This window comes from Escherichia sp. TW09308 (assembly GCF_000208565.1).
GTDB classification, from domain to species: domain Bacteria; phylum Pseudomonadota; class Gammaproteobacteria; order Enterobacterales; family Enterobacteriaceae; genus Escherichia; species Escherichia marmotae.
In genome coordinates this window covers 1-26,012 of record NZ_AEME01000001.1, presented here as the reverse complement: position 1 = coordinate 26,012, position 26,012 = coordinate 1, and the positions used below count along the sequence as shown (strand labels likewise).

Below are 26,012 nucleotides of genomic sequence, written 5' to 3'. Positions count from 1 at the left end.
CTATGCAACGGATGATGCTCATCGGCCCCAGTCAGTGCGGAAAAACGTCACTCACACAATGCCTGCGCGGAGAGAATATTCAGTATCAGAAGACGCAGGCAATCGTCTGGTCACCGGCCACCATTGACACACCCGGGGAATACCTCGAAAACCGCAGCCTTTACAGCGCACTGCTGGTCTGTGCCTGCGAAGCGGACATTATCGCACTGGTACTTAATGCGAACGCACCGTGGTCCCCTTTTTCGCCAGGCTTTACTACATCGATGAATCGCCCGGTCATTGGGGTAGTAACCAAAGCGGATTTAGCCAGCGTAGAACAAATATCTTTGGTGAAATGCTGGTTACGGGAAGCCGGGGCACGCAACGTATTAGTAACCAGCGCAATAAATAACACCGGGGTTGCAGAACTTTTTACCTTGTTGCATACAGAAGAAAGTTGTCGTTAATTTCGACATTTCAATATGTTATCAGATGGGAATGATGACTTGTGACACAGAGAAAGGAATCATGAACAATGAGGGTTGCCGGGCAACCCTCATTGAATAAAGCAGAAATTACTTCGCTTCGCCGTTTTTCATTTCACCCATAGCTTTCAGCTTTTTGGAGATATCGCGGCGTTCTTTGGAAAGCTCAGCATTTTTGATGATGTAATCATCAACGCGATCTTCATAGTCGCCTTTCATGCTGGCGATGATGCCCTGAATTGCTTCGACGCTCATACCCGGTTTGATGTAATCGCTCAGGTTGTCCAGCAGCAGAACGCGTTTCTGGTTGTCACGGATCTTTTTCTCAACGTCCTGGATTTCACGTTGCAGTTTGTTCTTACGACGGAACAGGCGAACAAATTCCAGTACGTCCTGGAATGAAGGCTTGGTAGTTTCCATTTTTATACCCCTGATAATGTGAGAGTCGGATTCGTTTAAGCAGCCGCTATTCGTTAGGGCCAACATTACTCATAGCTGCCGCAGATGACAATGCTTTTATCCCTTTTCACTATCATACCCTTTATCTTTGCTGAATCGAAGCAGCAAGATGATTCTGAAGATCGGGAATTATTTGCGCAAGGCCCGGCAAATCAGATTTGACAACAACTCCAGTTGATGCGCCGTTTCCATGTTAAGCCACACATAGCCATAAATCGGGGTCTCAACGACCTTGAGATCATGGTGGTTATCGAGCAACTGACGCAGCTCTTCCACAGCATCGTTCAATTTTTCCGTATTAGCAAAAACCGGCTGCGGATTACCTTCGTACAGGGCATGAACAAGGCTCAACACTATTTGCTGCATCATGTGCTGTGTATCGCGCAGTTTTTGCGCGTTCAATAACACGAAATGGCTGGGGCGCGTGGCCCAGTAAGCATTGATTTGCAGTTCCAGCATACAAACCAGATTACGGTTAATTGTCTGGATCCCTTCATATATCGATTTTGGGATACGGGTTTCTTTGCTGGCGGGCGCAATCAGCCCACGCATTTTCACGGCATCGGTCAGGAGTTTTTGCAGATGTTTTTCCAGACGTGGACGTTCGAGTAAGTTCGGTGAGAACGCTGACTGATAGACGCGATTATATTCAGTGAGACTTTTCGCCAGTTGAATGCGCCAGTGGATAAAAAGCACGTTGCGGCCAGATGCCGGTAAACAACATTGCCAGTAAAGAGCCGAGGATCACATCGCCGCTTCGCCATAATGCAGTATCAATTTCACCGGTTGGCGAGCCAACAACAATTGCCAGCGTCACACCAATCAATAAACCTTGATATGGCTTCTTACCCAGCGCCAGCCAACCGCAAAGGAACATGGCTGCAGCACACCAGACTAACATCAACGGTAAAGAGATTAACTCCAGTTGCAGAGCGATAAGACCTAATATCGAACCCAACACAGTACCGCCAATACGTTCAAAGGCGCGAGGGACAACGTTGCCCCAGAACGAAATTGGCCCCATGATCACCACCATAGTGACCAGCGGCCAGGTGCTTTCCGGGATGGTAAACAAGCGAATGATGAGAAAGGTGAGCAAGAACGCCAGCGCAACTCGCGTACCATGCACAATGCGGTAATGGCGGTACACTCGAATTTCAAACGGGCTTAAGGACTTATCGGCACGCACGCGGGCACTCCGTGGAATAAGAGAAAAAACGGTCATAATGCAATCTGGCAGTCCGGGAACGATAACGCTATGTAACAAATCTGTCCGGCAAACCGGGAATAGCAGACGTTCCCGGTTTGGTTGTCAGAAAACTGCAGACGAATCTTACTCTTTTACATAACGAAAAACAGCGTAGCAATCGGGTTATCCTCTGATCCAGTGCCACTTATCAGCGCTGTTTAGGCTGCACCGCAACATACATTTCGATATCCCAATACCCCTCTTCCGCACCATTGTTCAGATAAACCTCAAAGCAGGGCTTTGGCAACATTTCGTAAGCGCTGTCCTGCAAGAGAGTATTAAAGAACTGATACCAGGGTTTAGCAAAGTCATCACCCACTACGCGTGCAACCGCCACCGCATACTGACCTCCAGAAATTTCCGTCAGGATGACGCCCTCACTGTTTTCGGGGAGAGTGAAGTCATCTGCCACCGAGACGACGGTGTCACAACGTAACTTTTCGGCGGGTGTTTCGTCTGGATTATCGTAATAGACCGCTACCCACTCCTTTGGCACGATATTTTTGTCGTCTACCCACATCATCAACTGCTCAAAACCTTGCTTTACCGTCTGTTCCCACGGGCCAACGAGATGGAAACCTGCAACGGTACGTTTATCTTCCTGTTTAATCTCGTAGTTCATGATGCCTCCATTAATACTGGTTTTATGTACAGTACATTTGCAATATAAAAACCACAAGGAATGAGTGTTGATTATGCGAGCAGACTCGCACTCCTGCCAGTCTGCTGCAAAAGAAAGGTCAGGCCTTATGGTGGAAATAATCGCTCAACCGGGAAAACATGCCGCCTTCACTGACGGATTCCAGGGTGACCAGCGGCCAGTGCGCCACCTGTTTATCCCGATCGTAAAGTTCAATTTCCCCAACCTGCTGATGGGCATTAATTGGCGCGGTCAGTTCTTTATCATTAAGGGTGTATTTTGCTTTGATATTCGGAATCTCCGCTTTTGGCAGCACCATCCAGAACTCTTGTTCGGTTCCAAGCGCAATCTTTTCTTTATCGCCATACCAGATGCGTTCTGTGCCAATCTTTTTCCCACGATGTAAAATTTGCACCGTAGTAAAGTTCTGTTGTCCCCAATGCAGTAGCTTTCTCGCCTCTTCTTCACGACCTTTTGCGCTTTCAGCCCCCATCACCACCGCAATGAGTCGACGCTGACCATCCACAGCCGAAGCAATGAGATTAAACCCGGCCCCGGAAGTATGTCCGGTTTTCAGGCCATCGACATTCATGGTTTTATCCCATAATAAGCCGTTACGGTTTTGCTGGGTGATGCCGTTCCAGGTGAGGCTTTTCTCACTGTACATATGATAAAACTCAGGTTCACCATGAATGATGGCGCGCGAAAGTACGGCTAAATCGTAGGCTGAACTATGCTGACCCGGCGCATCCAGACCATGTACCGTTTCAAAATGCGTATCCTTTAGATGCAACTTCTCGGCGTAATTGTTCATCATTTCAACAAACTGCCGTTGCCCACCAGCAATATAATCAGCCAGCGCAACACAAGCATCATTGCCGGAGTCGACAATTAATCCACGGCTTAAATCACGTACCGATACGCGATCCCCCTCTTTCAAAAACATCAGTGAAGAACCGACAAATACCGGGTTATCTTTTGCCCACGCATCACGCCCCACAGTGACAATATCGTCTGGTGTAATGCGATGACTATCGATAGCACGATCAACGACATAGCCAGTCATCAGCTTAGTCAGGCTGGCAGGATTACGTTGTTGATGCTCATTACCCGCCGTGAGGATCTGTCCGGTTGTGTAATCCATCAATACCCATGACCCCGCATGAATTTCTGGAGGCTGGGGTGAAAAAGGAATATTTTCTGCTGCAAAAGCAGACGATAAATTAAAAACGAACAAAGAAGCAGCAATAACAAGACGGCGTTTCAACAGCAAATCCTCAGGAGTTTCAAATAGCTGTTCTTTTTACGGAAATCCTGATGAACTGGCTGGAATAAAGTGCAAGAAAATGTGACATTTATCTCATTTTAATCTGACATTATCTGTTTCCACACGCTGCCAAATTGTCGCTCTAAAGCTGATTAGCGTTGTGATATTTGGTACTCTGGCATACAGCAGAAATAACGGATTTAACCTAATGATGAATGACGGTAAGCAACAATCTACCTTTTTGTTTCACGATTACGCGCAATACCCCTGAGAACCGCCATGAACAAGGGTTTCATGATTTGTGATTTTAGTTTGGTACGCAATTTGGTACACAACACTATTTTCACTTCAGCGGGTAGTCATCAAACTCACCATAACGAGCATCGTTGATGATGTATGTGATCACCACAAATATCACATCTGGACTAGTTCCGTCTTCATGCGCAGGTATCTGTTCACGCCTCCCTTTCTGCAAATCCTAAAGATGAGATTTTGGGGTTTTGGGATATCTTTTTATCCTCAGTTCCCTATCCATTCTACAAAGCAGTAATGAACCATCACTATGTGATAGTGAGGCATCCGCTACATTAAGCGCAGAGAAATGATGCAGTGGTGGGCGGACTGGATTGATGAAAAGCCGTAGTGATCCACCTTAACAACTATCGAATAGCACAAAGCCTTGCAATCCAGTGCAAAGCTTTGTGTGCATCAGTTTTGTCTCATCAACCACAGCAAGTCATCGATCGATTGAGACTTGGATGATAGACTTCATGCCTTTGATTATTAGCTGATAGAAGAAATGTTAAAGCTATTTGCAAAGTACACCTCGATTGGTGTGCTGAACACACTTATACACTGGGTGGTTTTTGGTGTATGTATCTATGTCGCGCATACCAATCAGGCTCTGGCAAACTTCGCAGGTTTCGTTGTGGCTGTGAGCTTTAGCTTCTTCGCGAATGCAAAATTCACATTCAAAGCATCGACTACAACGATGCGCTACATGTTATATGCCGGGTTCATGGGAACACTGAGTGCTACTGTTGGATGGGCCGCTGATAGATGCGCACTTCCTCCAATTGTCACTCTTATCACCTTCTCCGCCATCAGCCTGGTGTGCGGTTTCGTCTATTCAAAGTTTATTGTCTTTAGGGATGCGAAATGAAGATATCTCTTGTGGTTCCTGTCTTCAATGAAGAAGAAGCGATACCAATTTTTTATAAAACGGTACGTGAATTCGAAAAGTTGAAGCCACATGAAGTTGAAATTGTTTTCATAAATGACGGCAGCAAAGACGCTACGGAGTCAATCATTAACGCTCTGGCTGTTTCTGATCCGCTAGTTGTTCCGCTGTCATTTACACGCAACTTTGGTAAAGAACCAGCATTGTTTGCAGGATTAGAGCATGCAACTGGTGATGCAGTGATTCCTATTGATGTTGACCTGCAAGACCCGATTGAGGTTATTCCTCATCTTATTGAAAAGTGGCAGGCAGGTGCTGACATGGTGCTTGCTAAACGATCTGACCGCTCAACTGATGGCAGACTGAAGAGGAAAACCGCCGAGTGGTTCTATAAGCTGCATAACAAAATCAGCAACCCGCAGATCGAGGAAAATGTTGGAGATTTCAGGCTAATGTCTCGCGAGGTGGTCGAAAACATCAAACTCATGCCTGAACGCAACCTGTTCATGAAAGGAGTATTGAGCTGGGTTGGTGGGAGTACAGATGTTGTTGAATATGCTCGCGCTGAGCGTGTTGCTGGCAGCACTAAGTTTAATGGCTGGAAGCTCTGGAACCTGGCGCTTGAAGGGATTACCAGCTTCTCAACATTTCCGTTACGCATGTGGACGTACATTGGCCTGTTCGTTGCAGGCCTGGCTTTCCTGTACGGTGCCTGGATGATCATTGATACGCTTGCATTCGGGAATCCTGTGCGCGGTTATCCATCATTGCTGGTATCAATACTTTTTCTCGGTGGTGTGCAGCTCATTGGTATCGGAGTTTTGGGCGAGTACATTGGCCGGATTTATACCGAAGTTAAACAGAGACCTCGCTACTTGTTAAAAGAGAAATAAAATGGCTGAAAGAATAAGGTATGTATTCCTTGCAATTTTTTGTGCATTACTGTGCAAGGAGTCAATTGACATATGGATGATGAATAATGGCGACTTCGATAGGGCCATAACACCTTTCATGAATGGGATCAGACAGTTCTCACATGATGGCACATTACTTTATACCCTGAAGGAAAATTTCAGTTCAATTGTGAACTATGAGTATAAAAGCTCATTTAGTTATATTCTTTATTTATACGCTTATGTTATATCGATATTCACACACACATTTGATCTTAGGTTATGGTCATCTCTTTCCAAAATCGTGTATATTTGTGCGTTATATAAACTATTTGTAGAAATAAACAATAAAAAATATTCTTATCTTTTATTTCCGGTATCAGCATTATTGCTATTTACTCCTTCCATACTTTCACAATTCACAGCATTTTATCAGGAGCAAATAGTAATCACTTTACTTCCGGTAATTACTTATATAATTCTTAAAAAAGAAATATCAAGGTTTGATAAAGTATTACTAGTTGCATGCGCAGCGCTAATCGCCACATCAAAATCTCAGTTCTTCTATATTCCCATTTTAATTTCTTTAATTTCAATAATATTTATTGACATAAGAGATAAAAAATTTCACTTAGCTATGGTAATTGCGACGATAATTGCATTGTCATTTTCATTTTTCTCGCCAAGCGCAACTAAAAATAACAGCTATCACTCCCTTTATTTCGGGACTTTGCTATACAATAAAAGCAATGGAAAAGAAAATCCATCGTGGGCCGTGGACGAATGCATTGGTGTTGATGCATGGGGAAATAAATTTGATTTGGATAAGGGAGCTGTTACCACAAAAGATGCTGGAGCCTGCTTCGCAAAAAATAAAGAAAGGGGATTGAAGGATTCTTTGCTTTTGATGCTAAAGCAACCTTCCATGTTCCTCCTTCTTCCTTTTGATTCTGGAGTTCGAACCCAATTAACTGAAGATTACTTCCATGTCTTCAAGGAAAATAAGCTAATAATAAGTAAGAGTGTTTTTTTGAATGAAGTTCAAAAAATAAAAGACTCTGCTCTATCAACTGTGAGGATTCCTGTTGCATTTATAGCCATGATAGCATCACTGATTTTTATCCGAAAAAAATATTCTGTTGCAATCTTTACATTATCTGCTTTTAGCATCTCTCAGTTTTATATTAGCTTCATTGGCGAAGGATATAGAGATTTAGACAAGCATCTTTTTGCAATGAACTTTTCATTTGACCTAATGATATTTATAGTACTATCAATTATATTGGATAAGGTAGCATCAGGAATTTATAAGTAAACATCCCCCCCCCCACAGTTATCCTGGGGGGGGATTTTATGTAGCGTTAAATCTTGCTCTATAGTCTTTTCCTAATGCTATGAAATCTATGTCAGTGGGAGCGCCTGCAGTATTGTACATCCTTACAACGAATGAGTTTGCGGTAGGATAACCACCTATTATTCCGTATCCTGGTACCCCTACAGTAGTTATTTCTACAGCCACGTTTGCTATATCATGATTTGCATTTACTGTATAAACCCCAGTCGCTCCCCTTGTAACACTGAGTATATTTCTCCTGTTTCCCATTGCTCCAGTCGCACCAACAACGCTCACACCAAAAGCGAAGTCAGGAGAGCTTTTCCATTTAACAGTAGCATCCACAACCGGTGATTGTGATGGGATCCATAAGTTATCATAATCGATAAAAATAGCCTGCTCATTGGCGGAATATCCACTTATACTAACATCTGGCCTCGATGCGCTTGCCGTATAGCCAACCCCAAGGCAGGTATTACCACGCATCTCCAGAGTCATAGTTACCCCTGACGGGTAACTATAATTACCACCAAGAACTATTACTTGGCTAACAGGATACTGCGTATCGTTATTGTTGAAGTTACTATTTGAAATAACATGCTTGATAGAGCGGTTGTTGCTATGGGTTATGTAGAACGGGTATCCACTAACAGTTTCCACATACAACCCATCTACTACTAACCCGACGGTGCCGTCAGAACCTCCACCCTGCACGTAGAACCCACGGAATGTAGTGTCCCCCGGAGAACCACACCCTTCAATGCTACCGCCATCAATTTGGAATTGTGTAGCGTTAACTATCCATAAACCCTGGTTTTCCATAGTAAGAATCTGTGGGCGAATGAATCTGTTAGCGTTAGGGTTGGCATAACCAGAACCAACCGTTCCCCCTGCCTCAAACTTCGCCCCACGATAGCCACTAAACCAGCATGGCTCAATCCATGTGCATGACAGTACGCTTTGCGCAAGAAGTTGTTGGTATCCCCCCGCCCATTTGACACGCTCAATTACTGCCCCTGTCAGGCGGCCCAACTTCATTAAATAGCCAGTTTTGGTAAGGCCTTTCTCTCGAATCTGGAAGTCTTTCATACCCCAAGTTTGGGTAAAACTATCCAACATGCACGTGATGTTATATGTATCAGTACCCAACGGGGTGCATATAAAGTAACTGCTGTTTATGCCGTATCCTTCAATCCGCGGCATGGCTGACGTATTGTCAAAAAAAGCTGGCATACTCACAGCTTTTTCTAAGTGGATAAACCCATACCCAAGCTGAACATGTTTACCTAAGGCTGCCGCTGCATTGAAGACATTTTGTAATGCATCACTATGCGCGGATGAAGATGTGGATGTTGATCCATCTCCAATACCAGCCCAATCAGTATGAATATGTGTGGCATCACCAATATCTCTCACCCACACGCCACTCCCGGTAGGATCAGTTTCACCCTGACCAGTAACATATGATGAAAGATTTGTGCTGTAAGGCACGGTCGGGCTGAAGTATATGCAGCCGTCATGCTTAGCTTTCGGAACATTAGCCTGGAAGATAAACTCACCACCACCTTTTGGCTTTCCATATGTAGTTACACTCCAACCAGCATACCAACTACGTAGTTTTACACGAGCGCCGTCGTTTTTAACAAGACCAAAGAAGTCAGCAGCTGATTGCAACTCCCCTATGTACGAATAACCTTCCTTGCCAGCCAATAATTGCATTAATGCTTCAGGATCATACCTTACCACATTGTCAAAATAATATTCCTGAGAACCATAAGAGTCGTAAACAGCAAGACTATATTGTTCATCTGTAATTATTTTATTTATTATTTGACCATTATAAACAGGATGACCACCGGAGTTTATAACAATCGGTTGTGGAATCTGTATCTTATTTCCACTCTCATTAACGATATATACTGGAACCTGATTTTCAGGATATACAGGGTCTGTGTCAGGAATACCTACATATATTTTACCATTTGAAATAGCTTTGAATGAACGCGATGCTGTGTACAGACTCATTGGCATATTTACAAGAATTGACTGTGACGTCTCTGACATTTAAGGGCTCCAAATGCAAGTAATAGACTCAGCGTGGATATGATTGAGATTCATTACATACCAAAATGGTACTATTGAGTGTTTATCCAGTAGGTTACGATGCCATTCCACCCAACTGGTGAGGCATCAAGGATGTACAGCAAATACGACGAGGCGCAGTTTCACTTGAGACTTCCGCATGAACTCCACGCGAAAATTAAGCAGCGTGCGAAGATGAATAACAGGTCGCTGAACTCAGAGATAATTGCAGCGATTGAAGAATCATTGGCTAAACAAAGCTCTGCATCAGTTTACATTGACGATGCAGAGCGTATGGCAGAACAACAATCTGATATGGTTAAGAAAATTGTCTTTGATACGCTTAAGACCATGTATAGCAATAATAAAAAGGAAACATAGAAATCTAGTTTCCGGCTAAAATGGCATTGCCTTCATGATATCCTGTGAAAAACTAAGGAGAGTTAACCATATGAAAAAATCACTGTTAATTATCCCGCTTCTGCTGGTTGGATGCGCAAAAGTAAGTGACTATCAAGCAAGTTGCGAACAACGCTATCAAAAGCTTAGCGATATGGCTAATTGCCTTGATGCCAGTGTGAAGAACGACTCACGCATGGCATCAGCACCAACACCTAAGCTGTATGTCCTTGCTGCAAAGATGCTCGGGCAAGGTGTCGATGAAGGCAAGATAAGTGACGCACAGGCAAGACTTGAGCTTCAGAATCTTTATGTTCAATTACAAAGCCAAGAACAAGCCCAACAAATAGCACAAAGCCAAGCATTCCAGCAGGCTTTATTGAATTATCAGGCTGTAAACACAATGCAAGCGATCGAGCAAAAAGCGCGCCAGCCTGTTATAACTCAACCTTACCCAACACGCGTTGACACATATACAAACTGCAATTCAGGATTTGGAAACACGGTAACATGCAACAGTAGCAGTAATATCAGGTAGTTATATCTTATCTTTTATTGCTGTTCTGCTGTAATTTGGCTTGAAAGTATAGGGCGTATCGCATTTGCAGCATTATTTAGCGCTCTTTCATAAGCTGGCGTTCCAGTTTTAGTGTTTGCCAGACGTAAGAGAGCATTCCTTGCTGCTTTGGACTCATACAAGCGCATCATTGCACCAAAACCAGCCTCAAGCCCCATTGATACGCCAAGGGTCGCAGTTGCGCCAATCGTCCTTATCCTGTTGGCTTGCGATTGCCCAGTCTGAGTTACTACATTTGCGGTGTCTGACCTTGCTGTTTGCTGTAGAACTTCATGAAGAGCATCAAGCTCTTTCATGTGCTTTCCAGAAAAAATAGTGTTGTAAATTTCACCGCCTGACTGAGATTTCAGCTTATTAACTTCAGTGATGAACTTGGCTGGAGAGTCCCCGGCCTTTTCCGCTATTTTGCTGACGTAAGCTGCACGCATAGCATCTTTCCCCTTATCATCCAGTGCGCTCCAGATTCGTTTCACGTCAGATGGTTTTCTGCTTAATACAACGGTATTTATAAGTTCAGGACTGGCTTCACTGCTTGCCTTGTTGAGCTTGTTGGCAATGTTTTTATTAAGCACCTTATTATAAACGTTTGCATAATCGGAATTTGCTTTAAGGTATTTTGCTGCGTCTGATGCACCGAGGTTTTTAGCAACTGCGTTACGAAGGTCTTTTGACATTGCATTCTCTACCATATTGGTAGCTGCTTTTGCCTGGTTGGGGAAGACCATAGCATCTCCCTGAACATTAGATCTAAATGCTGTTCTGTGCTGACGCAAGAGATCAAACGTAACATCCAAATCAGTTGCAGGGTTTGCTAATTCTTCACGTAGGTTACGCAAGGATGTAAGCAGGCTTTGATTGGCAGACGTCCCAAGCCGTTCCTGTCTTGCGATCGCTGTATTCAGAGCATTCATGGTATTTGTGGTATCAACTGCGGCATTACCCATTTTATTGGTGACGTCATTGATAACAGCGCCAGCGGCATCCTTCCGCCCCCTTAACGTGGTGGTAAGAGATTTCACCACATCATCAGGGTTGTACTCACCAAAACGGTCAAAATAATTACTTACCAGCTTACTACGCGTTGCATATTGCTCCGCTCGCTTTGAGCCTGTCCCGAGCAAAGCCCCCTCGGCATCCTGAGTTAGGCCGCGAGTGAAAGCATTTTTCGGCGGGATAACATCAGATGTCATTGGTGTCACGCCCATCGATTCTGATGTGGCAATTTTCTTCGCCACTTCTGGCGCAATATCACCTTTTATAGCCGTTATTCCACGCCCTATTCCCTTTGCTGCTGCGGAAAGAACACCCTGAGCGGCAAGGTTAACTCCGGCATTTTTAGCTGCATTTTGTGCGAAATCGCCTTTCTGATTTGCGGCCTCTGCCAGTGATCCAATAGCCATGCTTCCTGCCGTTCCAACTCCTGGAACTAAATACCCACCAATTGTTTCACCGGATTGCGCGTAGGGGTCTGTCGGTCTGTCTACTGGACGATAAACATCATCCAAAACCTTGGGTCCACCAAGCCCCTGACTGATTGCATTAATCAGACTTGCGCCGCCCTGCAATACGTCAAATGGTATGTTTACCAGACCACGACCAGCCTGTTCTGCAATTTGCCCTGCACTTTGACCACCAGTGAGCCAATCGCCAGCTTGTTGCATCAATGATGGTTCTTCCCGTGTTGGTGCATTATTGGCCTGATTAACTGTTTGTTGCTGAACAGCCTGACCAGCAAAATACTCATCAATGGCGGTGCCAATATCTTCGGTGCTCGTACCATCAGGAAAGGTAAATGTCTTACCGTTTGCAGTTACTTTCATCATTCCACCGTAAATTGAATGCCTGATTTTGAGGTATATGATCCAACCTGATTCCGTGGTTCTCCTGAAGGTGTCGAATCTTGTGCTGGCGCTGCGTCAGTATTCATTGACATATACCGCTTAACGGCACTCCCCAATGATTCACCTTTTTTAACATCCAACCCCAATATCTGACCGCCATTACGCGATTGTCCAGGGTTGCCATTCGCGCTCATCCACTCAGCTTTAAACTCATTAAACTGCGCGTTTCGTCGCTCAAGGTTTGCCATTGCATCAAGCCATCTTGCGACCGTCTCAGGGTTATCCATGTCAGTTGGCGCACCCTGTCGAACGATCTCAACGTCTTTATCCGTTGCTGGGCCGGGAGGTAGGAATTTAAGAACCTGACTGTTAACAAGGGCATTTTGGCGAATGCGCAAATCACGCAATGTCGTATCGCTTCCGGTAAGTTTTGCGAACATGTTCTGTGCGTTACCGAACAAACCGGTCGTTGGTTTTTCTGCTCTGAACTGTTGAGCAAGCGCACTCATGGAATTGGCTGAGTTTGATGATGCTGTGGCATTGTTTACAGCCGTCTCGATGCCTTTTTCCATGTTTACTGACAGCTTAGGTGCTTCGCTAATCAACTGCTGAGCCTTTTCCTGCGCTTGCTGCATCTTAAACCCGAACTCTTGCTGATCCAGAGCCAAGCGTTGTGCTGCGATATTGTGCCCAGTCATTGCTGACTGATAGGAAAGGTTTTGCCCTCTCGCCTGAAGTGCTTCACCAGCCTGATTGCTGCGGATTGTCTCTGCCAGCCTGCCTCGGTCAATTTCACGACCAGCCATCTTGTCCTGAACATTGAAGTAATCAATCGGACCAAGCGCAGCCATCCCAAGGTGATCAACAAACTCACCAAATCCTGAAGGGTTCTGCTGATACATCTGAGCAACGTTATTAGGGTCAACACCGACGCGCGCCAGCTCATTGGCGTTGTTTTGCAGCCATGATTGCATTGCTTCTGGAGACGATGACGCAAGGCGTGCGCCAGCCGCTAAGGTGCCGATAGAATTACGCTGCTCTTCATCAATGAATCCCATGCCTTTACGAACGGATTCAATCTGGTCTGGATATTGAGTGGCCAACTGACGCAAAGCACCGCGATCACCAGACGCATAAGCATTAGCGTATGCCTGCTGAAATTCTTTCTGCCGCTGAGCCTGCTTTTCCTGCTGAAACACCCCCGCAATACCTGAAAGGCCTTGCAAAGCAGTCAGCCCAACATTGTTAGCGCCTGAACGCTCAATATCATTGTTCTGCCTGATAAGCTGAAGCGTATTGCCGATGTCATTTACGCTCGGAGCGTTTGAGTTGACGCCGCCGATACCAGCCAACAATCCGCCATTTGATCCTTGCCAAGTAGCCATGATTACCCCTTAAAACAACGAGCCAAGCAATCCGATACCAGCACCAATGCCAGCGCCCCAAGGTGTTGATGTTCCCAAAAGGCTGGCAAGACCTGCACCGGCAATCGCACCAGACGTGCCACCGCTAATTGCAGTCTGAAGACTTGATGGTTTATTGGCATTAGCAGCGGCAAGAGCTGCGCTTTGCTGTGCAATGCTGCTCATGTTGTTGGCGTACGTCTGCCCGGCGTTTGCCTGACCTTGCAGCGCACCAAGCCCAACGTTTGCCAGATTGTTGTAATTGCTCATCTGGTTTGATAACCAAGACTGACCGAGAGTCGGCGCGATCGTAGCCAGTTGATTGCTTGTGGCTGTCGAACCAAGTCCACCCGTCGCCTCCGCAGCAGCAAGACTCTGGTAACGAGCCTGACCAGCAAGATCTTTGTACTGCTGAGAGTTGTAGTACTGGTTAAGTGCCTTCCCCTGTCCTTCTAAACTGGAAAGATTCTGAAGCTGGTTAACATACTGCTCCGCAAGCGGCGTGAACGGAGCAAGGTTTTTCATGATCGTCTGCCACTGCTGATTTTGCAGGTCTGCGGCATACTTCTGAGCTTCTGCTGCATACTTTGCGCTTTTATCAGAACTGCCACCTTTCCCGCCTTTTTCAGGGCAATAAGGTTCCTCGCCGCGCAGTTTTCTGCCCAGCTTAAATGCATATAACATGGCTATCTCCCGTGATTAAGGAAGTCGATTAGTTCTTCGCGTGTTGCGCTGTAAAACGTCACGTCATCCACGCCTTTGAAGTATTTCTTGATGGTTCCTACACGCTTAAGGCCAATCATTGCGCAGTAAATCTGCCCGTGGCGGAATTTGCGTGCGGCGAACGATGTGACGCACTGAACGGTGGTGTTAGTCAGAATGTATCGCCAGAACGCCAGCCCGATTTCCTTGCTGAAGCCGCGAATCTCTGGCAGGTACATGGCGTGGCAATCGAATGTCAGCGGCTGAATCTCCTGATAGTAAACAATGCCGCCGAACTGCCCGTGCACGTTCACCTCAAAGTAACGGCAATCAGGTTTGTAGTCGTATCCATCACCGTTGTTGCTCCCGGCGATAATGTCAGGGTGATTTCCTACTGCTTCTATCAGGTCGATGTTTCGCGTTGGTTTGAATGTAATCATCAGTCAATCAACCCATGAGTCCGTAATGCATCTTCCAGAGCTTTGATACGCTGCCGCGCCTGCTGCAATCCTGTAGCCATAGCCGACACCTCAGACCGTGTGTATGTGGCACTTACCGTGTATGTCTGGTTAGCGTTGAATGAGCCGCGAAGAGCCGTACCTGTAGCCGCTGTCCACCCTGTCTGACGAGCACCAATAACCTTGGTGCCGCCGACCGAATAGGATGTTGTTACGTTGAGGGGGGATGCCAGCGATTGTGTTGCTGTTGCTGTTTTCGATACGTAATCGTCCTGCAATGCAGAAATATTTCCTTCAGCCTCCGTCACTCTACCATCAAGAGCACTGACATCAGCCTGCAAGGTGACTATTTCACCTTCAGCCGTGGTTAGTCTGACATCCAGCGACGCGATTGCATTGGTATTTGCAGTAATACGGATTTCATGGTCATCTACTTCAATGCGGAGCTGACGAATTCTTTCTTCGTGACCGACCAGAATCACATCCTGCTCATCGTTCCTGACTTGTGCGTCATAAGCGCCCCGCCCTGCTTCGTTGGCCTTGTTCGCCACGTTACCAACATCAGTACCCTGTGCGATAACGTACAGCAGATATGACTGCGAGAAGATATTGCGTGGAAGGACTGATGTGTCGAGCCGCGTAGCCTGGATGATTACCGGATCATTTAGATTCGAATCCGCCATTACTCAATCCTTATCTGAGCGCCAGACAGAGTGACAGGTGACTTCGTGATAACGCGCAATTTGAAGCCGACATTTTTCCTGATGCGCCCGACTCGCTTCCACAAAACACGTTTGTCGTAAACGAACGGTTCATTCTGTTCAATCATCTGCTCACGTCCGTAATTTATGCCGTCAGTGGTTGCAGAGAGGAACAGGCGGTCGGCGTACTGCGCAACGCCAGTTGACGATTCAACCTCAAGGTCGAACACTCTGGCGTTATCCGCTTTGAACAACGGAGTAAACAGCAGGTGTTCCTGTTGCTTGTCGTACTGGCTGCTGATATCGAACTGCAATTTCCCGGTCACGGACTCCAGCTTATCGCCGCACGTTATCTGATTGCCTTCGTAAATGAAGTCGATAGCGCGGTACACATCGTCATACAGGCCTGTTTTCAGTACACACCATTGCGGACCATTGGCGCTTGAAGATGCGTCGTACACGAGAACATGGCGCGGAAGGTGGATAATCAGCAACTCATGCGCATCAAATCGCAGAGACTCCATCACACCATCAGCCAGTTCATCAGCAGTGTAGGAGCGGAGAATTTTCTCAATGCTCGCGCTGGCGATTGGTGACACCTGACCGGATCCGATGATGTAAACAGACGGAGCACCTGTTGCCGGATTGCTGATGAACGCATAAGAATCAGCGAATGGCGTTTTGCAGTAAGTCCCGGCGATGCCTTTTTGCACCATCAGTGATGGCTGTGCGACATACAAAGCTGCACCAACGGTGGTTGCACCAGTCAGGGAGAAATATTCAATCGTCGATGAACCAAAGCAGACGATGAAGTCTCGCCATGTGCCGATGCCGATGATGCCGTCCGGCTGCGATTCTGCGCGATATTGTGCGCTGTAGCGGTCAGGATGCGATTCGTCTTCAAGATCAGTGATGAACCATGAATCAGTGCCGTCTTTTGACCACGCATAACGCCCACGCAAGCGCGTAATGTCGCGAACTGAACCTAACTCATACTGCGTGAATCCGCTGTCTGTAGGCCAGTTTGAGACTGTTTTAACCGTGCCATCATAACGATACTCGACCAGTTGACCATTAACGCCTACAGCCTGAGATGTCCGACCATGTGCCATTGATACGCGACCACTTCCGGCGACGTCACCGACTTCGCTTTCGCCTTTGTAGAGCTTGCCGCCACACACACGATAAACAGCATTCTGAGCCATGTTGTACTCGACGCCTCGCGATACTCCGTTCACATCAGAACGTTTGGCAATGCCCGGGAATGAGCGAAGATATCCGCTGCTGTTGAGTATTTCTTTGGGTGTAGCCAGCATATTCACTGGCAGATAGTCGATATAGTCGGCGTTTCGAAAGTCTTTGCCGACACCTTTCATGAGCGGAAGTTGCTGAATCGGCATTTATTCACCTCACGTACTCGGATCATCTTTCTCGATGTAAAACCGATTCCACGTAAACGCGCTTTTGTTACCACTACCGCGAGGCATGTCATTTCGCCGCTCAAGTGGTGGTATTTTGGTTAAAGCGATGCAGATTGTCTGATATGCACTGTCAGCAGCGGTCAGGAGAGCATCCGACGGCTGAATGACGTTATCCATGCACACTTGCACAGCGAGTTTCAAAGCGACGCCATCATTTGCCCATGCAGGGATACCTGAATCATCGTCCGGTAACGGCATGATGCCGTTTTCTGTATCAGCAAACTGATACCCAAGCTCGATACCTTTAGCCTGCCATGCTGCCATCATGTCTTCGAGGTCATTAATGGCATCTTCAATTGCCTGAGGGTCAGCATCTGTCAACGTGGCATTGGAATACAGCCCAGCTTTTCGTAAAGCCTTTAGAACGAGATCACCCTTCGTTTTCGCCATCTTCTTCCGCCTTAGCCAATTTTTGCTTCGTTGCGGTTTCTTCAGGAGTTTTTACCCAACCTTTTTTCAGGTGAGATTTAACCTCTTCGTCATCAACAATGATGTAATCGACAGCAAACTGACCACAGATGATCATGTTGCCAGGCTTATAGAGCATTGTTCGTGCCATTGTATTCTCCCAATAAAAATGGGGCCGAAGCCCCACCAAAATTACTGCCCGGCAATAACGATGCCCGTATATTCAGGAACAAGTACAGAGCAACCGTAAAGAGTGGTGAAACGAGCAGTGGTTACGCCTTTGATGTGGTCGAAGGAGTAAGACATGATCAGCGTAGCGCCCTGCTCGGTGGTTGCTGTCATTACCTGTGGACCCTGACCAGTCGGGAACGCCAGTTTGCCGTACATCAGCTCAACAGAACCATCAGCCCAGAACAGGTTAGCCGGTGCGGCATTTTTGTTGAGAATGGTGATTGCTGCACCATTTGCCGCGTTAGCATCAACGTTTGCATATGGACGGCTGGCGACATCTGCGTTGTCAGGCGGCAGAATTTTCGGGGAGATAGTCACTGTCGTTCCGCTTACTGCCAGAACGCGGAATACCTGCGGCTGCCCGGTGGTATCTTTGGTAATCTGGTGTACAGAATTCACGCCTGCAATGGTGAACGCATCGCCAACCTGCAAACCTTCAGCAGATACCGTAATGGTCCCCTGTCGGTTATCCACTGGCATATCGTTAGCATCTTTCGCTTCAACCTTGTGCGCAGGTGCTGCTGCCAGCGTAATGGAAGTTGCTGTACCCTTCGGAACACGACCGGAAATATCGGTCTTGTAGCTATCGAAGGACGCAACCGGAGGGATCTGCGCTTTTTCGTATGCTGTCAGGGTTGCGCCCTGAGCATAGGCACGGTGACCAAGCTCGCCAGCAAGGTCTTTGTAGTTGAAGGGGTTCCAGAAAGAGCGGCGGTTGATACCCTGTGGTACACCAATCGCCGTCATGGTGGCATCAATACCTGCCGCACAGTTCCACAAATCACGGCCCTGTGAACCAGTGGTTGAGTCAGCCATTGTGATCACGTTAGTAGCACGCTGCGTGACCATGGAAATCAGGTCAGAGTCAATCTGTGCAGCAAGGCGCATACCTGCGGCGCGACCAGCTTCAGTTTTATGTTCCGGGTCACGCATTTCACGCGCATCCAGAGTGTACAGAATGTTTTTCGGCTCCTTGAACACAGAAGGAACAAGGCGCTGAACCAGTGCTGTTGGCGTTTTGCCGCTGAGGTCTAGGCCTTCCTCAATGTTCATGTGGTAATGCTGCGGACGATACAGAACATCACCTGCTCGCTGCATTGCTGTATCACCGGGACGGAATTTTTTAGCGTTACGGGAAACTACGCAGGCGGCCTCAAAGCCTTCAACGTAGTTTTCGAACATGATTTCAAGGTCTTTTGCTAATTGGTTAGCCATGCTTAATGCTCCGATAGGTTATTTTTTTGCCTTTTTAGCGGCGAAATACGGCGTCCAGTCACCAGTTTCCAGCGCCTTGGCTTTCAGTTTGTCGAGGTTGTTGATTACTGCGCCGTTGCTCCCCTTAACTGTCGGGGTTGTGGCTGCCGTGGTTTTTGCTTTTGGCATGATTCTGGCCTTCGATTCGATACGTTCCAGCAGACGACCAATTGCTACGGGGTTGGTAGCTTCTGCCAGTTGCTTGCGCAGTTCAGCGTTGCGACCGAGTGCCAGAACAACGATTTCCGGCTTCTCTGACTCAAACAAGATCGCGTTTTGTGTCTCGATGGGGATTTCCTCGAGTACGGCCTGCTCAGCTTCCTGATAGCCAGGAACTTTGAGAGCCTTAACACGTTGCTGATATTTGGATAATCGCTCTTGATAGGCAGCCTGAAGCTCCTGCTCCTTCTGCTTGCGAGCCATCTCCTGTTGCTGGTACTTGCCGTTATCCTCTGCCCACTTAGCCATGCGTTGCTGGTAGATTTCTTCATCGAAACCGATGTCCTCATCATCCAGTTTTGGCATTCGCGGTGGTTGAGTGATTACCGGCTGCTGCTCGACGGGTTTCTGAGACTGACGCATCAGCTCTTTCAGCTCACGGTCTTTCTCTTTAATCGTCTTGCGCAGGTGTTTTACCAGTCCATGCTCTGCGCCATCTTCGCTGGTTGGCGAATCCAGCTTTTCGTCACCAAAGTAGAATTCCTGTTCTGATTCGTCGTCATCAGTTTCAGTAGCTTCCTCTACATCATTGCCGGATGACTCACTGCCATCTTCTGTTTCGACTTCTTCAGCCAGTTCGACATCATCAGGAATCTGCTCTGACGCGTCGGTTTCGATTTCAACTTCTGGTGTGTTTTCTGCCATCTGGTCCATTTGTTACCCCTGTTTACTCGATGTTCAGCCCATCGGAAGGCAATAGGGTGCCAGGCCTCATAAAGACAGCCATTGCACGTTATGGGTTAATTACTGCTGTGGTTGTTGCTGAGTTGATTTTTGCAGGATGCTGCTGATGTCCATGCGCTGCGCATGGCCCTGTGCCTGACTTTTCAGGACAAGCTCTGCATCAGCACGGGCATTGTCTCCTTGCTGTTGCTGGAACTGTCCGAGCAGTTTCAGAGCCTCGCGGATATCAGATTTCTGCTGGCTATCAGCAGATGCGAGGATTTTCACAACATTTGCCGCTGCAACCTGAGCATCAGTCTGTGCCTGGAATGCTTTAACCTGAATGGCTGCCTGCTCGTTCTGCGCTTTCTGCAATTCAGCCTGACCAGCAAGAAGCTGACCTTGCGCAGCAACCATAGCCGGATCTGGCTGACTGGCCTGTTGTTGTTTCGCCTGCTCAACCATTTGCTGTTCTTCAGGCGTTCTCGGCTTGATAACGCCAGACAGAAGCAACTGATTGCGGTTGTATTCTTTCAGGTCGTCCATCCCTTCGCCGTCCATATTGTCGAGAATCATCGACGATACAAGGTCATGCTTCGGCGTTCCTGGCGGGATAAGTGCCAGCATGGAAAGTAACGACTTAACCGTTGCATCACGGCGAGTAGCGAACGACTGACCGACATCGACAGTCACTTCATAGTTGCCCTGCGAAAGGTCATTAAGCGCGATAACCTGCCCTGTCTGACGGTCAATCACTTCACCAGTCATCAGCGCCACGTCATCGCTGCCGTCCTCATTAACGATACGCATCGGCGTATCACTGCCATAGACCTCACGCGCCATAGAAAGCCACACAACGCCAGCGCGGCGCATGGATTTAGCCATGTTGTCCATGTAGATATAGGACTGCGTGTCCATCCGGTTAAAAATGCTATCAACGGTATCGGTGGCGACGTTGCTCGGCATGTTCTCAAGCTGCGACGCACCTGTAATTTGCTGAATAGCCGTTCCGGTGTACTGCAATAGCCCGGCAAGAGCAGGAGGCATTTGTGTCGGAGGTGTCCAGCCAGCAACCTGAGCCTCTGAAATGACCGTTCCGTTTTTGTCCTTCTTGCTGGTCATGGGAAGAACTGCAGGTCTTTTCTTATTCCTCTCTGCCCAGTGATTCATTAATGGACCGGGAATGAAATCAACATCCACGATAGGAATGCCATCACCGCCAGCCTGAGTAGCGTTATCTGCAATCATGGAAACCATCAGGTTCTCAAGACGCTGTGCATCCATCGCTTTTGCTGCGTGGCCTTCGATTCGCTCCTGATTATCAACAAATGAACGACGCCCATATACCGGGATGAGAGGAATATGTTCACCCGGAATACGCTTCGGTTCTTCCAGCCATTCAGCGCCAGACAGAAGACCGCAATAAACGCGGCGTTTCTTCACTGTCCGCTCACCAATCAGTTCGAATGCGCCATCGGTTAGCTCGTCGACAATATCTTTGATTTGCTCTTCATCATAGATTGCTGTTTCTCCGCTGACAGGATTGCGCCACGCCGTGAGCTTCACCTTCTCTATGCGAACTTCGTAGTAGCGTCCAACATAGATGGCATCGGGCGTTGACCAGTCATACTGAGTACCAGTGTCATCACGAGAAAGGCTTGCCGCAATGGAATCAGGGTATTCAGCCTCGAACGCTTTAGGCGTCATGGAGAACATTTCCATAGCCCACATAGCATCAGAGCGGTCATATTGCTTGCTGTCCTGATCGAAGAAGACGCATGTCGCTGGGTCGTAAACAGGAAGAAGGCTGATGCGTCGCTGCTCGTTACTCGGATCCATTTCATCCTCGTAATCAGCACACATGCGGAAACAACCGAATCCGCCCGTTACAGCATCATCAAATGCGTTATCACACGCTTCGCCACCGGATGTTTCCTGATAGTCAGCGCGGAATTTGCCGTTCATCTTTTCGGCTAACGCTTCCGATGCCTTATCGTCCTTCGGTCTGAATTTAACGCTGATGCGATTCTGTCGATACTCGCCAATGATGCGATCACATTCACGGGAAATCTTATTCAGTTCAAAGCGCGGGTAATGCTCAAACCTGCCTTCATCAAATGAGTAACCAGCGTTTGTGCTGCCTTCCCACTGTGCGCCGGATACCCGGACGAAACGTTGAGCCTCAATAATCTGCTCACGCATATCCTGCGTTGCTGACCAGGCATTATCAAAGTTGCACAGCACCTTGCGATGCCAGTCAGTCATCTTTTTTTCTGCCATATCAACCTACACCACAAGGAATTGAGTAACTGGAATAGTCGGGTTGCGCAGCCGACTCCGGGCAATGCATACACATCATCAGCGCATCAGCCAGGTTAGGAGATGGAATACCGAGCTTCTGCTTCATTTCGACCTTAGTCATAAGCTCCAGCTTCCCGTTATTATTGAATTTGCGCTGAATCTGCGTCAGTTCTGCAAACAGCTTCTCCAGCATCTTCTCGCCTATCGCTTCTTTGTCGAAACTCAGCATGTCGTCTGGGTCTGCATACTCACCGTGAACAACCGCACGATATGTCAGATACAGCCTGTCAGCCAGTGCGTAATAGAATTGCGCTCGCTTATTGCGGAAAACATCGCCAATAGTGCGAACGTTGTCTCCCTGCACGACTTCATCAGCCCATGCTCCGGCCTGATAAGGCGCATCTTCATCGAATGGCGATTCGCTGCCCTTGAACATCGTGGCGGTAATTTTCTTGCCGGAGAATGCTTCCGTTGTCTGTCTGCGTAGCCCTGCACCGACACCATCACCATCCCACAAGTAGTGGTCAGCACCGTCTTCAATCGCCAGCGAAGTAGCCCAGTCAGCACCCTCGTTGATGTCCATCAGCAGACCTTCGGCAATGCGCTTAACTACCGAACCGTGACGCGATGCATAACCTTTAGCATCTGGCCCTGTATCTGATGGGTCATGCGCAGAGACAACAGCGCCTTTCGCTTTCCATCCGAGTTTCTTGTGCGCATCGGTTGCGGCTTCAAGCCATTCACGTTTGATGATTGCCATATCACTTGCGCTTACTGGCTCACCAAGCCAGATGTGACGATACAGTGTCGGGTTTCTGCGCTTACACTCTTCCATCTCCAGACGGAGAACTTCAGGAAAGTGCGGGTTGTCGGTGTAGTTCACCGTCAGCAGGCAAATATCATCGGGAGGATTTACGACGAACCGCTGATAGGTATCGTCGAGTATGTTTTTCGGGTTGAAGCTTACCCATATTTCAGAGAACGGCTTACGGATGGTTGGAATCAGGATATCCCACGATTCCTTCGTTACCGCTTCCGCTTCTTCAACCCAGCAGATATCAATGCCTTCTAGCGATTTAATCTTCGTCGGGTTGTTTTTTATGCCGTAGAACATGAATTCAGCATTCGTTCCGAGATGACGGATCATTGAACGCTGAATTTCAAACTCAGCCGAATACCCTTCCCGCTCTATGGTGTCTTCAAGCAACCGGATTACCGAATCGCTGATACTGTTTTGCAGTTCACGAGCGCAGAGAATACGCACAGGCTGCCGACGCGCCGCTTCAACAAGCAGCCTCGCAATTGCCCATGACTTACCGCTACCTCGACCGCCTTTGGCGACTTTGTAGCGATGCGCCTCAATGAACGGTTCAAAGATAGGATTAATCGAGGTCATTTTCCGAATAGAGTGCTCATCGGTGATGTTTCAATCTGGATTGCGCCGCCGTCTTTGCCGACAAGCTCGTTAGTTACCTTGTCGCCATACTTACGGGGATTCATTCGGGCCAGCGCCCATTTGCGGGTATCAACGCGAAGTCTTGCCTTTGCCACCTCAGCAGCATCTGGAATCGCATTGTCAGCAATTTCGAATATCTCTTCGAAAATAGAATCAGCTCGTGCCTCAGTTGCCTTCGCGTACTTGTCTCTAAATTCGTCATGCTCTGACAGCCAGCGAAATACAGTAGCCTTTGCTGGCATGCCGGGGCGCTTGCAAACCTTAACCAGACTTCCCCCGGAGGCAAGCAGCGCACAGATATCATCAGCCACCTCCGGCAGGTAATCCGAAGGGCGACCGACATTCTTTTTCTCAGTCGCCATATTGATTATTTCCCTTCTGCTTGCTTATCCCATTCATCGCGGAATTTGGATGGGTTGTCGAAACCTTGAGTTGCCATGTTTATGCTCCGGTAGTGAACAGGTCTAACGCTTCCTTCGATTTACGCACCGCTTCGATAGTGCGGGTCGTGACATCTGAATTAGCGCCGCCTGACTGGAAGTGAATTTTAAATAGCTCAAGCTTCAGCTCGTCAGTGCCAATGAATTGAAATGCTTCTTCTGCGGCTGCGTTCTGGTTCATTACCAGTTTGTAAATCTCTAGCTGGAATTTCTGTTCTTCAGTCATGGGAATAATCTCTGCCATTATTGGCTACGTTTATCCGTTAAAAGGGATATCAGTTAAGTTATCCCGTGCAGGGTATAAGCCATTATCAAAGCCACTCTGTAGGGAATGGCTTTTGTAATAACTACTGTTCGCTTATCTTCTGCTTCAGCAAGTAACCTTCGAGCATCCAGATTTTGTTTACAGCATTTTGCCGGGCAATCTTCCGACCAATTTCTGCATCAAAGTTTTCAGGGCTTGCACAGGCACTCTCTCCGGTGACGGTGAAGCCATTCTTCAGCACCAGTACGCAGAAAGTGAGCAACTTCAATGGTGATAAATCACGATCGTCTTCTTCTGGTTTTTCCCTGCCACAATATTCGTTGCTGGAAATGGCACCATTACGTCCATCATAAGCAGTAAAGTAATGCTCGCTTTTAATCACGTCTTCGATGTGCTGAGGAGTGATTCGCGGGGCTGTTTTGCCTTTCTCAACGATTTCTTTTTCGATTTGCTGGCCGTTCATAATTATGACCTTGTTGGTTGTTAAAGATGTTTTTGTGATGGCGATAAAAAGGCCGCCTGAGCGACCTGTTAGTTGTTCACAACTTCCATTGCTGAAGGTTCAGCATGTCGAAAAATGAGCCGCATTTAGGGATATTTTCCATTCTTGCCCTCTCTTCAGCCGCTTTGTAATAAGCCATTGGCCTTTTCACACCATCAGCACCAGTGATGTATTCAACGCCTTCCTTCTGGTCTTTGTTTACGGAAACCATCGCAACATCTTCCACTTGTTCGTTATCGATTCAGCGGATGTCTTTCCATCAGTCCGCCACCACAAAGAATCTTTTTTGCCATAAGGCAGGAGGTTCATCTTTCAGTGGCTGCCAGTGTTATTTCCCCACTTACTGGCTTGGGTTGTATCGCTGTACTGCCGTAACTGGTTACCCAGAATAAATTCCGGTTTCATTATCAAGCCCACCCGTAGATGGGCTTTGTAATGACTACAGTAACGGACTGCACAATGCGCCTGTATTTCGAGGATGACGTCCAAATACGTTAATCTTCTCGCGAACGCTCTCACTACACATTCGCTCTACAATTCGCCAAACAGCCTTTTCAGGTAAAAATTTCGGCGCTAGTGCTGAAATAGCACGCCACAGACCCCGACTAAGCGAGCACGCTGTGCTACCGAAACTAAAGATGGCGAACGAAATAGACGTGATAAACGCCCAGCAACCAGAGAGAAAAGTTGAGATGCGGTGATAAAGCTTAGTCATGTATTGCTCCTGTTTTTTTTGGTTTTCATCGCCCGATCATTTCAGGCATTGCGTCCTGATGTATTCCTGCAGGTAGTTAACCTGCGCGGTTATCTTGTCGATTCCACTTCGGAGACGGTAATAATTGAGTTCAGCATCTGCTGTAAGTCCTGGGCTTTCTCCATCGCCCATGCCGCCGGCTCCGGTCGTTGACTTTGCACAGGTGGCGGCGACTTGCAGGCGCTTACGACCAGCAGAAACATCAGCACGGAGACTTTCGATAGTCGCGTTAGCATCAGCAAGCTCCTTTGTGTATCTGGCGTCGAGTTCTGCTACATCACGTTGACGCTTCTGCATATCAGCGATGATGGATGTGGCTTTATCGCGCTGGTCTTTGTAGGCGGTGGCGTTATCACGGTAATGATTAACCGCCCATGACAGACAGACGAT

The 26,012-nt window shown here is 47.4% G+C and carries 27 protein-coding genes and 2 pseudogenes; 6 read left to right on the top strand and 23 right to left on the bottom strand.

Features of this window, described 5'->3' with window-relative positions:
- Positions 1-2: 2 nt before the first annotated feature.
- Complete coding sequence (locus ESM_RS0100140; protein ID WP_001189442.1) at positions 3-446, top strand: EutP/PduV family microcompartment system protein; 444 nt, start codon at positions 3-5, stop codon at positions 444-446.
- A 108-nt stretch (positions 447-554) separates the two neighbouring features.
- Here the strand turns inward: ESM_RS0100140 and ESM_RS0100135 are convergent, their stop codons facing one another.
- The 5 genes and pseudogenes from ESM_RS0100135 to ESM_RS1000000129570 all read right to left on the bottom strand — a co-directional run.
- Positions 555-884 (bottom strand): DUF496 family protein, encoded by a 330-nt coding sequence (locus tag ESM_RS0100135; protein WP_000450409.1) that lies wholly within the window; start codon positions 882-884, stop codon positions 555-557.
- Positions 885-1,052: 168 nt separating this feature from the next.
- Positions 1,053-2,112 (bottom strand): annotated as a pseudogene (locus ESM_RS01000000123590) (FUSC family protein).
- 208 nt (positions 2,113-2,320) lie between these two features.
- Positions 2,321-2,794 (bottom strand): DNA gyrase inhibitor SbmC, encoded by a 474-nt coding sequence (gene sbmC, locus ESM_RS0100125; protein WP_001105399.1) that lies wholly within the window; start codon positions 2,792-2,794, stop codon positions 2,321-2,323.
- 118 nt (positions 2,795-2,912) lie between these two features.
- A complete protein-coding gene (gene dacD / locus ESM_RS0100120) occupies positions 2,913-4,079 on the bottom strand; it encodes a serine-type D-Ala-D-Ala carboxypeptidase DacD (RefSeq protein ID WP_010375585.1) in 1,167 nt (388 codons plus the stop codon).
- Between the two features lie 343 nt (positions 4,080-4,422).
- A pseudogene (locus tag ESM_RS1000000129570) lies at positions 4,423-4,674 on the bottom strand (S24 family peptidase); the annotation flags it as partial.
- A gap of 204 nt (positions 4,675-4,878) precedes the next feature.
- On the opposite strand from ESM_RS1000000129570, the gene ESM_RS0100115 reads away from it, so the two are divergent.
- Genes ESM_RS0100115 through ESM_RS0100105 form a run of 3 tightly spaced genes read left to right on the top strand, consistent with a single transcriptional unit; the run spans position 4,879 to position 7,467 of the window.
- Positions 4,879-5,241: a bactoprenol glucosyl transferase gene (locus ESM_RS0100115; protein ID WP_000915540.1), complete on the top strand. Its 363-nt coding sequence runs from the start codon at positions 4,879-4,881 to the stop codon at positions 5,239-5,241.
- A complete protein-coding gene (locus ESM_RS0100110; protein ID WP_000703652.1) occupies positions 5,238-6,152 on the top strand; it encodes a glycosyltransferase family 2 protein in 915 nt (304 codons plus the stop codon). Before ESM_RS0100115 ends, ESM_RS0100110 begins: the two co-directional genes overlap by 4 nt.
- 1 nt (position 6,153) lies before the next feature.
- Positions 6,154-7,467 (top strand): hypothetical protein, encoded by a 1,314-nt coding sequence (locus tag ESM_RS0100105; protein WP_000840802.1) that lies wholly within the window; start codon positions 6,154-6,156, stop codon positions 7,465-7,467.
- A gap of 36 nt (positions 7,468-7,503) precedes the next feature.
- Here the strand turns inward: ESM_RS0100105 and ESM_RS1000000125850 are convergent, their stop codons facing one another.
- Positions 7,504-9,549, bottom strand: a complete 2,046-nt coding sequence (locus ESM_RS1000000125850; RefSeq protein WP_000005464.1) for a phage tailspike protein — start codon at positions 9,547-9,549, stop codon at positions 7,504-7,506.
- A gap of 132 nt (positions 9,550-9,681) precedes the next feature.
- Between ESM_RS1000000125850 and ESM_RS0100095 the strand changes: the two genes are divergently transcribed.
- Entirely contained in the window at positions 9,682-9,948 is a 267-nt protein-coding gene (locus tag ESM_RS0100095) for an Arc family DNA-binding protein (RefSeq protein WP_000287054.1), read from the top strand.
- Between the two features lie 70 nt (positions 9,949-10,018).
- Positions 10,019-10,504 (top strand): hypothetical protein, encoded by a 486-nt coding sequence (locus ESM_RS0100090; RefSeq protein WP_000749291.1) that lies wholly within the window; start codon positions 10,019-10,021, stop codon positions 10,502-10,504.
- Positions 10,505-10,518: 14 nt separating this feature from the next.
- Here ESM_RS0100090 and ESM_RS0100085 read toward each other — a convergent pair whose 3' ends face one another.
- From ESM_RS0100085 to ESM_RS0100005, 17 genes are all read right to left on the bottom strand, one after another.
- Complete coding sequence (locus tag ESM_RS0100085) at positions 10,519-12,363, bottom strand: hypothetical protein (RefSeq protein ID WP_010375579.1); 1,845 nt, start codon at positions 12,361-12,363, stop codon at positions 10,519-10,521.
- Entirely contained in the window at positions 12,363-13,769 is a 1,407-nt protein-coding gene (locus tag ESM_RS0100080; protein WP_000246932.1) for a phage DNA ejection protein, read from the bottom strand. Before ESM_RS0100080 ends, ESM_RS0100085 begins: the two co-directional genes overlap by 1 nt.
- 9 nt (positions 13,770-13,778) lie before the next feature.
- Positions 13,779-14,471, bottom strand: a complete 693-nt coding sequence (locus tag ESM_RS0100075) for a DNA transfer protein (RefSeq protein ID WP_000964875.1) — start codon at positions 14,469-14,471, stop codon at positions 13,779-13,781.
- A gap of 2 nt (positions 14,472-14,473) precedes the next feature.
- On the bottom strand, positions 14,474-14,929 hold the full coding sequence (locus ESM_RS0100070; RefSeq protein WP_000627628.1) for a DUF2824 family protein: 456 nt from the start codon (positions 14,927-14,929) through the stop codon (positions 14,474-14,476).
- Positions 14,929-15,630 (bottom strand): hypothetical protein, encoded by a 702-nt coding sequence (locus tag ESM_RS0100065; RefSeq protein WP_000785515.1) that lies wholly within the window; start codon positions 15,628-15,630, stop codon positions 14,929-14,931. Before ESM_RS0100065 ends, ESM_RS0100070 begins: the two co-directional genes overlap by 1 nt.
- Positions 15,630-17,048, bottom strand: coding sequence for a packaged DNA stabilization protein gp10 (locus ESM_RS0100060; RefSeq protein WP_001122391.1), 1,419 nt, complete (start codon positions 17,046-17,048; stop codon positions 15,630-15,632). The genes ESM_RS0100065 and ESM_RS0100060 overlap by 1 nt, the downstream gene beginning before the upstream one ends.
- A 9-nt stretch (positions 17,049-17,057) precedes the next feature.
- Complete coding sequence (locus tag ESM_RS0100055) at positions 17,058-17,519, bottom strand: packaged DNA stabilization gp4 family protein (RefSeq protein ID WP_001140510.1); 462 nt, start codon at positions 17,517-17,519, stop codon at positions 17,058-17,060.
- On the bottom strand, positions 17,500-17,688 hold the full coding sequence (locus ESM_RS0100050; protein ID WP_024257646.1) for a hypothetical protein: 189 nt from the start codon (positions 17,686-17,688) through the stop codon (positions 17,500-17,502). Before ESM_RS0100050 ends, ESM_RS0100055 begins: the two co-directional genes overlap by 20 nt.
- A 41-nt stretch (positions 17,689-17,729) precedes the next feature.
- Positions 17,730-18,983 carry a P22 phage major capsid protein family protein gene (locus ESM_RS0100045; RefSeq protein WP_000013265.1) on the bottom strand — a complete coding sequence of 418 codons (1,254 nt, stop codon included), beginning with the start codon at positions 18,981-18,983 and terminating at the stop codon, positions 17,730-17,732.
- Between the two features lie 18 nt (positions 18,984-19,001).
- The gene (locus tag ESM_RS0100040; protein ID WP_000372585.1) at positions 19,002-19,895 is read right to left on the bottom strand and encodes a scaffold protein; all 894 of its coding nucleotides are present in this window, start codon (positions 19,893-19,895) and stop codon (positions 19,002-19,004) included.
- 90 nt (positions 19,896-19,985) lie between these two features.
- Positions 19,986-22,184: a portal protein gene (locus tag ESM_RS0100035; protein WP_000818373.1), complete on the bottom strand. Its 2,199-nt coding sequence runs from the start codon at positions 22,182-22,184 to the stop codon at positions 19,986-19,988.
- Between the two features lies 1 nt (position 22,185).
- A complete protein-coding gene (locus ESM_RS0100030) occupies positions 22,186-23,601 on the bottom strand; it encodes a PBSX family phage terminase large subunit (protein WP_000200766.1) in 1,416 nt (471 codons plus the stop codon).
- Positions 23,598-24,023, bottom strand: coding sequence for a hypothetical protein (locus ESM_RS0100025; protein ID WP_000179916.1), 426 nt, complete (start codon positions 24,021-24,023; stop codon positions 23,598-23,600). The genes ESM_RS0100030 and ESM_RS0100025 overlap by 4 nt, the downstream gene beginning before the upstream one ends.
- A 79-nt stretch (positions 24,024-24,102) precedes the next feature.
- Positions 24,103-24,345: a DUF2560 family protein gene (locus ESM_RS0100020; RefSeq protein ID WP_000807795.1), complete on the bottom strand. Its 243-nt coding sequence runs from the start codon at positions 24,343-24,345 to the stop codon at positions 24,103-24,105.
- Between the two features lie 103 nt (positions 24,346-24,448).
- Positions 24,449-24,829, bottom strand: coding sequence for a Gp49 family protein (locus ESM_RS0100015; RefSeq protein WP_001014346.1), 381 nt, complete (start codon positions 24,827-24,829; stop codon positions 24,449-24,451).
- Between the two features lie 76 nt (positions 24,830-24,905).
- Positions 24,906-25,094, bottom strand: a complete 189-nt coding sequence (locus tag ESM_RS1000000128220; protein WP_136766902.1) for a hypothetical protein — start codon at positions 25,092-25,094, stop codon at positions 24,906-24,908.
- Positions 25,095-25,619: 525 nt separating this feature from the next.
- A partial coding sequence (locus ESM_RS0100005) for a lysis protein (RefSeq protein ID WP_010375556.1) occupies positions 25,620-26,012 on the bottom strand: 393 nt, incomplete at its 5' end.

What these genes read in the sequence shown, in the direction of transcription:
- ESM_RS0100140 (WP_001189442.1), top strand. Translation starts at nt 3, where the DNA reads ATGCAACGGATGATGCTCATCGGCCCCAGTCAGTGCGGAAAAACGTCA.
- ESM_RS0100035 (WP_000818373.1), bottom strand. Translation starts at nt 22,184, where the DNA reads ATGGCAGAAAAAAAGATGACTGACTGGCATCGCAAGGTGCTGTGCAAC.
- ESM_RS0100025 (WP_000179916.1), bottom strand. Translation starts at nt 24,023, where the DNA reads ATGGCGACTGAGAAAAAGAATGTCGGTCGCCCTTCGGATTACCTGCCG.
- ESM_RS0100105 (WP_000840802.1), top strand. Translation starts at nt 6,154, where the DNA reads ATGGCTGAAAGAATAAGGTATGTATTCCTTGCAATTTTTTGTGCATTA.
- ESM_RS0100015 (WP_001014346.1), bottom strand. Translation starts at nt 24,829, where the DNA reads ATGAACGGCCAGCAAATCGAAAAAGAAATCGTTGAGAAAGGCAAAACA.
- ESM_RS1000000125850 (WP_000005464.1), bottom strand. Translation starts at nt 9,549, where the DNA reads ATGTCAGAGACGTCACAGTCAATTCTTGTAAATATGCCAATGAGTCTG.
- ESM_RS0100095 (WP_000287054.1), top strand. Translation starts at nt 9,682, where the DNA reads ATGTACAGCAAATACGACGAGGCGCAGTTTCACTTGAGACTTCCGCAT.
- ESM_RS0100080 (WP_000246932.1), bottom strand. Translation starts at nt 13,769, where the DNA reads ATGGCTACTTGGCAAGGATCAAATGGCGGATTGTTGGCTGGTATCGGC.
- ESM_RS0100135 (WP_000450409.1), bottom strand. Translation starts at nt 884, where the DNA reads ATGGAAACTACCAAGCCTTCATTCCAGGACGTACTGGAATTTGTTCGC.
- ESM_RS0100020 (WP_000807795.1), bottom strand. Translation starts at nt 24,345, where the DNA reads ATGGCAGAGATTATTCCCATGACTGAAGAACAGAAATTCCAGCTAGAG.
- ESM_RS0100055 (WP_001140510.1), bottom strand. Translation starts at nt 17,519, where the DNA reads ATGGCGAAAACGAAGGGTGATCTCGTTCTAAAGGCTTTACGAAAAGCT.
- ESM_RS0100085 (WP_010375579.1), bottom strand. Translation starts at nt 12,363, where the DNA reads ATGAAAGTAACTGCAAACGGTAAGACATTTACCTTTCCTGATGGTACG.
- ESM_RS0100115 (WP_000915540.1), top strand. Translation starts at nt 4,879, where the DNA reads ATGTTAAAGCTATTTGCAAAGTACACCTCGATTGGTGTGCTGAACACA.
- ESM_RS0100045 (WP_000013265.1), bottom strand. Translation starts at nt 18,983, where the DNA reads ATGGCTAACCAATTAGCAAAAGACCTTGAAATCATGTTCGAAAACTAC.
- ESM_RS0100075 (WP_000964875.1), bottom strand. Translation starts at nt 14,471, where the DNA reads ATGTTATATGCATTTAAGCTGGGCAGAAAACTGCGCGGCGAGGAACCT.
- ESM_RS0100065 (WP_000785515.1), bottom strand. Translation starts at nt 15,630, where the DNA reads ATGGCGGATTCGAATCTAAATGATCCGGTAATCATCCAGGCTACGCGG.
- ESM_RS0100070 (WP_000627628.1), bottom strand. Translation starts at nt 14,929, where the DNA reads ATGATTACATTCAAACCAACGCGAAACATCGACCTGATAGAAGCAGTA.
- ESM_RS0100030 (WP_000200766.1), bottom strand. Translation starts at nt 23,601, where the DNA reads ATGACCTCGATTAATCCTATCTTTGAACCGTTCATTGAGGCGCATCGC.
- ESM_RS0100110 (WP_000703652.1), top strand. Translation starts at nt 5,238, where the DNA reads ATGAAGATATCTCTTGTGGTTCCTGTCTTCAATGAAGAAGAAGCGATA.
- ESM_RS0100060 (WP_001122391.1), bottom strand. Translation starts at nt 17,048, where the DNA reads ATGCCGATTCAGCAACTTCCGCTCATGAAAGGTGTCGGCAAAGACTTT.
- ESM_RS0100090 (WP_000749291.1), top strand. Translation starts at nt 10,019, where the DNA reads ATGAAAAAATCACTGTTAATTATCCCGCTTCTGCTGGTTGGATGCGCA.
- sbmC (WP_001105399.1), bottom strand. Translation starts at nt 2,794, where the DNA reads ATGAACTACGAGATTAAACAGGAAGATAAACGTACCGTTGCAGGTTTC.
- ESM_RS0100050 (WP_024257646.1), bottom strand. Translation starts at nt 17,688, where the DNA reads ATGGCACGAACAATGCTCTATAAGCCTGGCAACATGATCATCTGTGGT.
- ESM_RS0100040 (WP_000372585.1), bottom strand. Translation starts at nt 19,895, where the DNA reads ATGGACCAGATGGCAGAAAACACACCAGAAGTTGAAATCGAAACCGAC.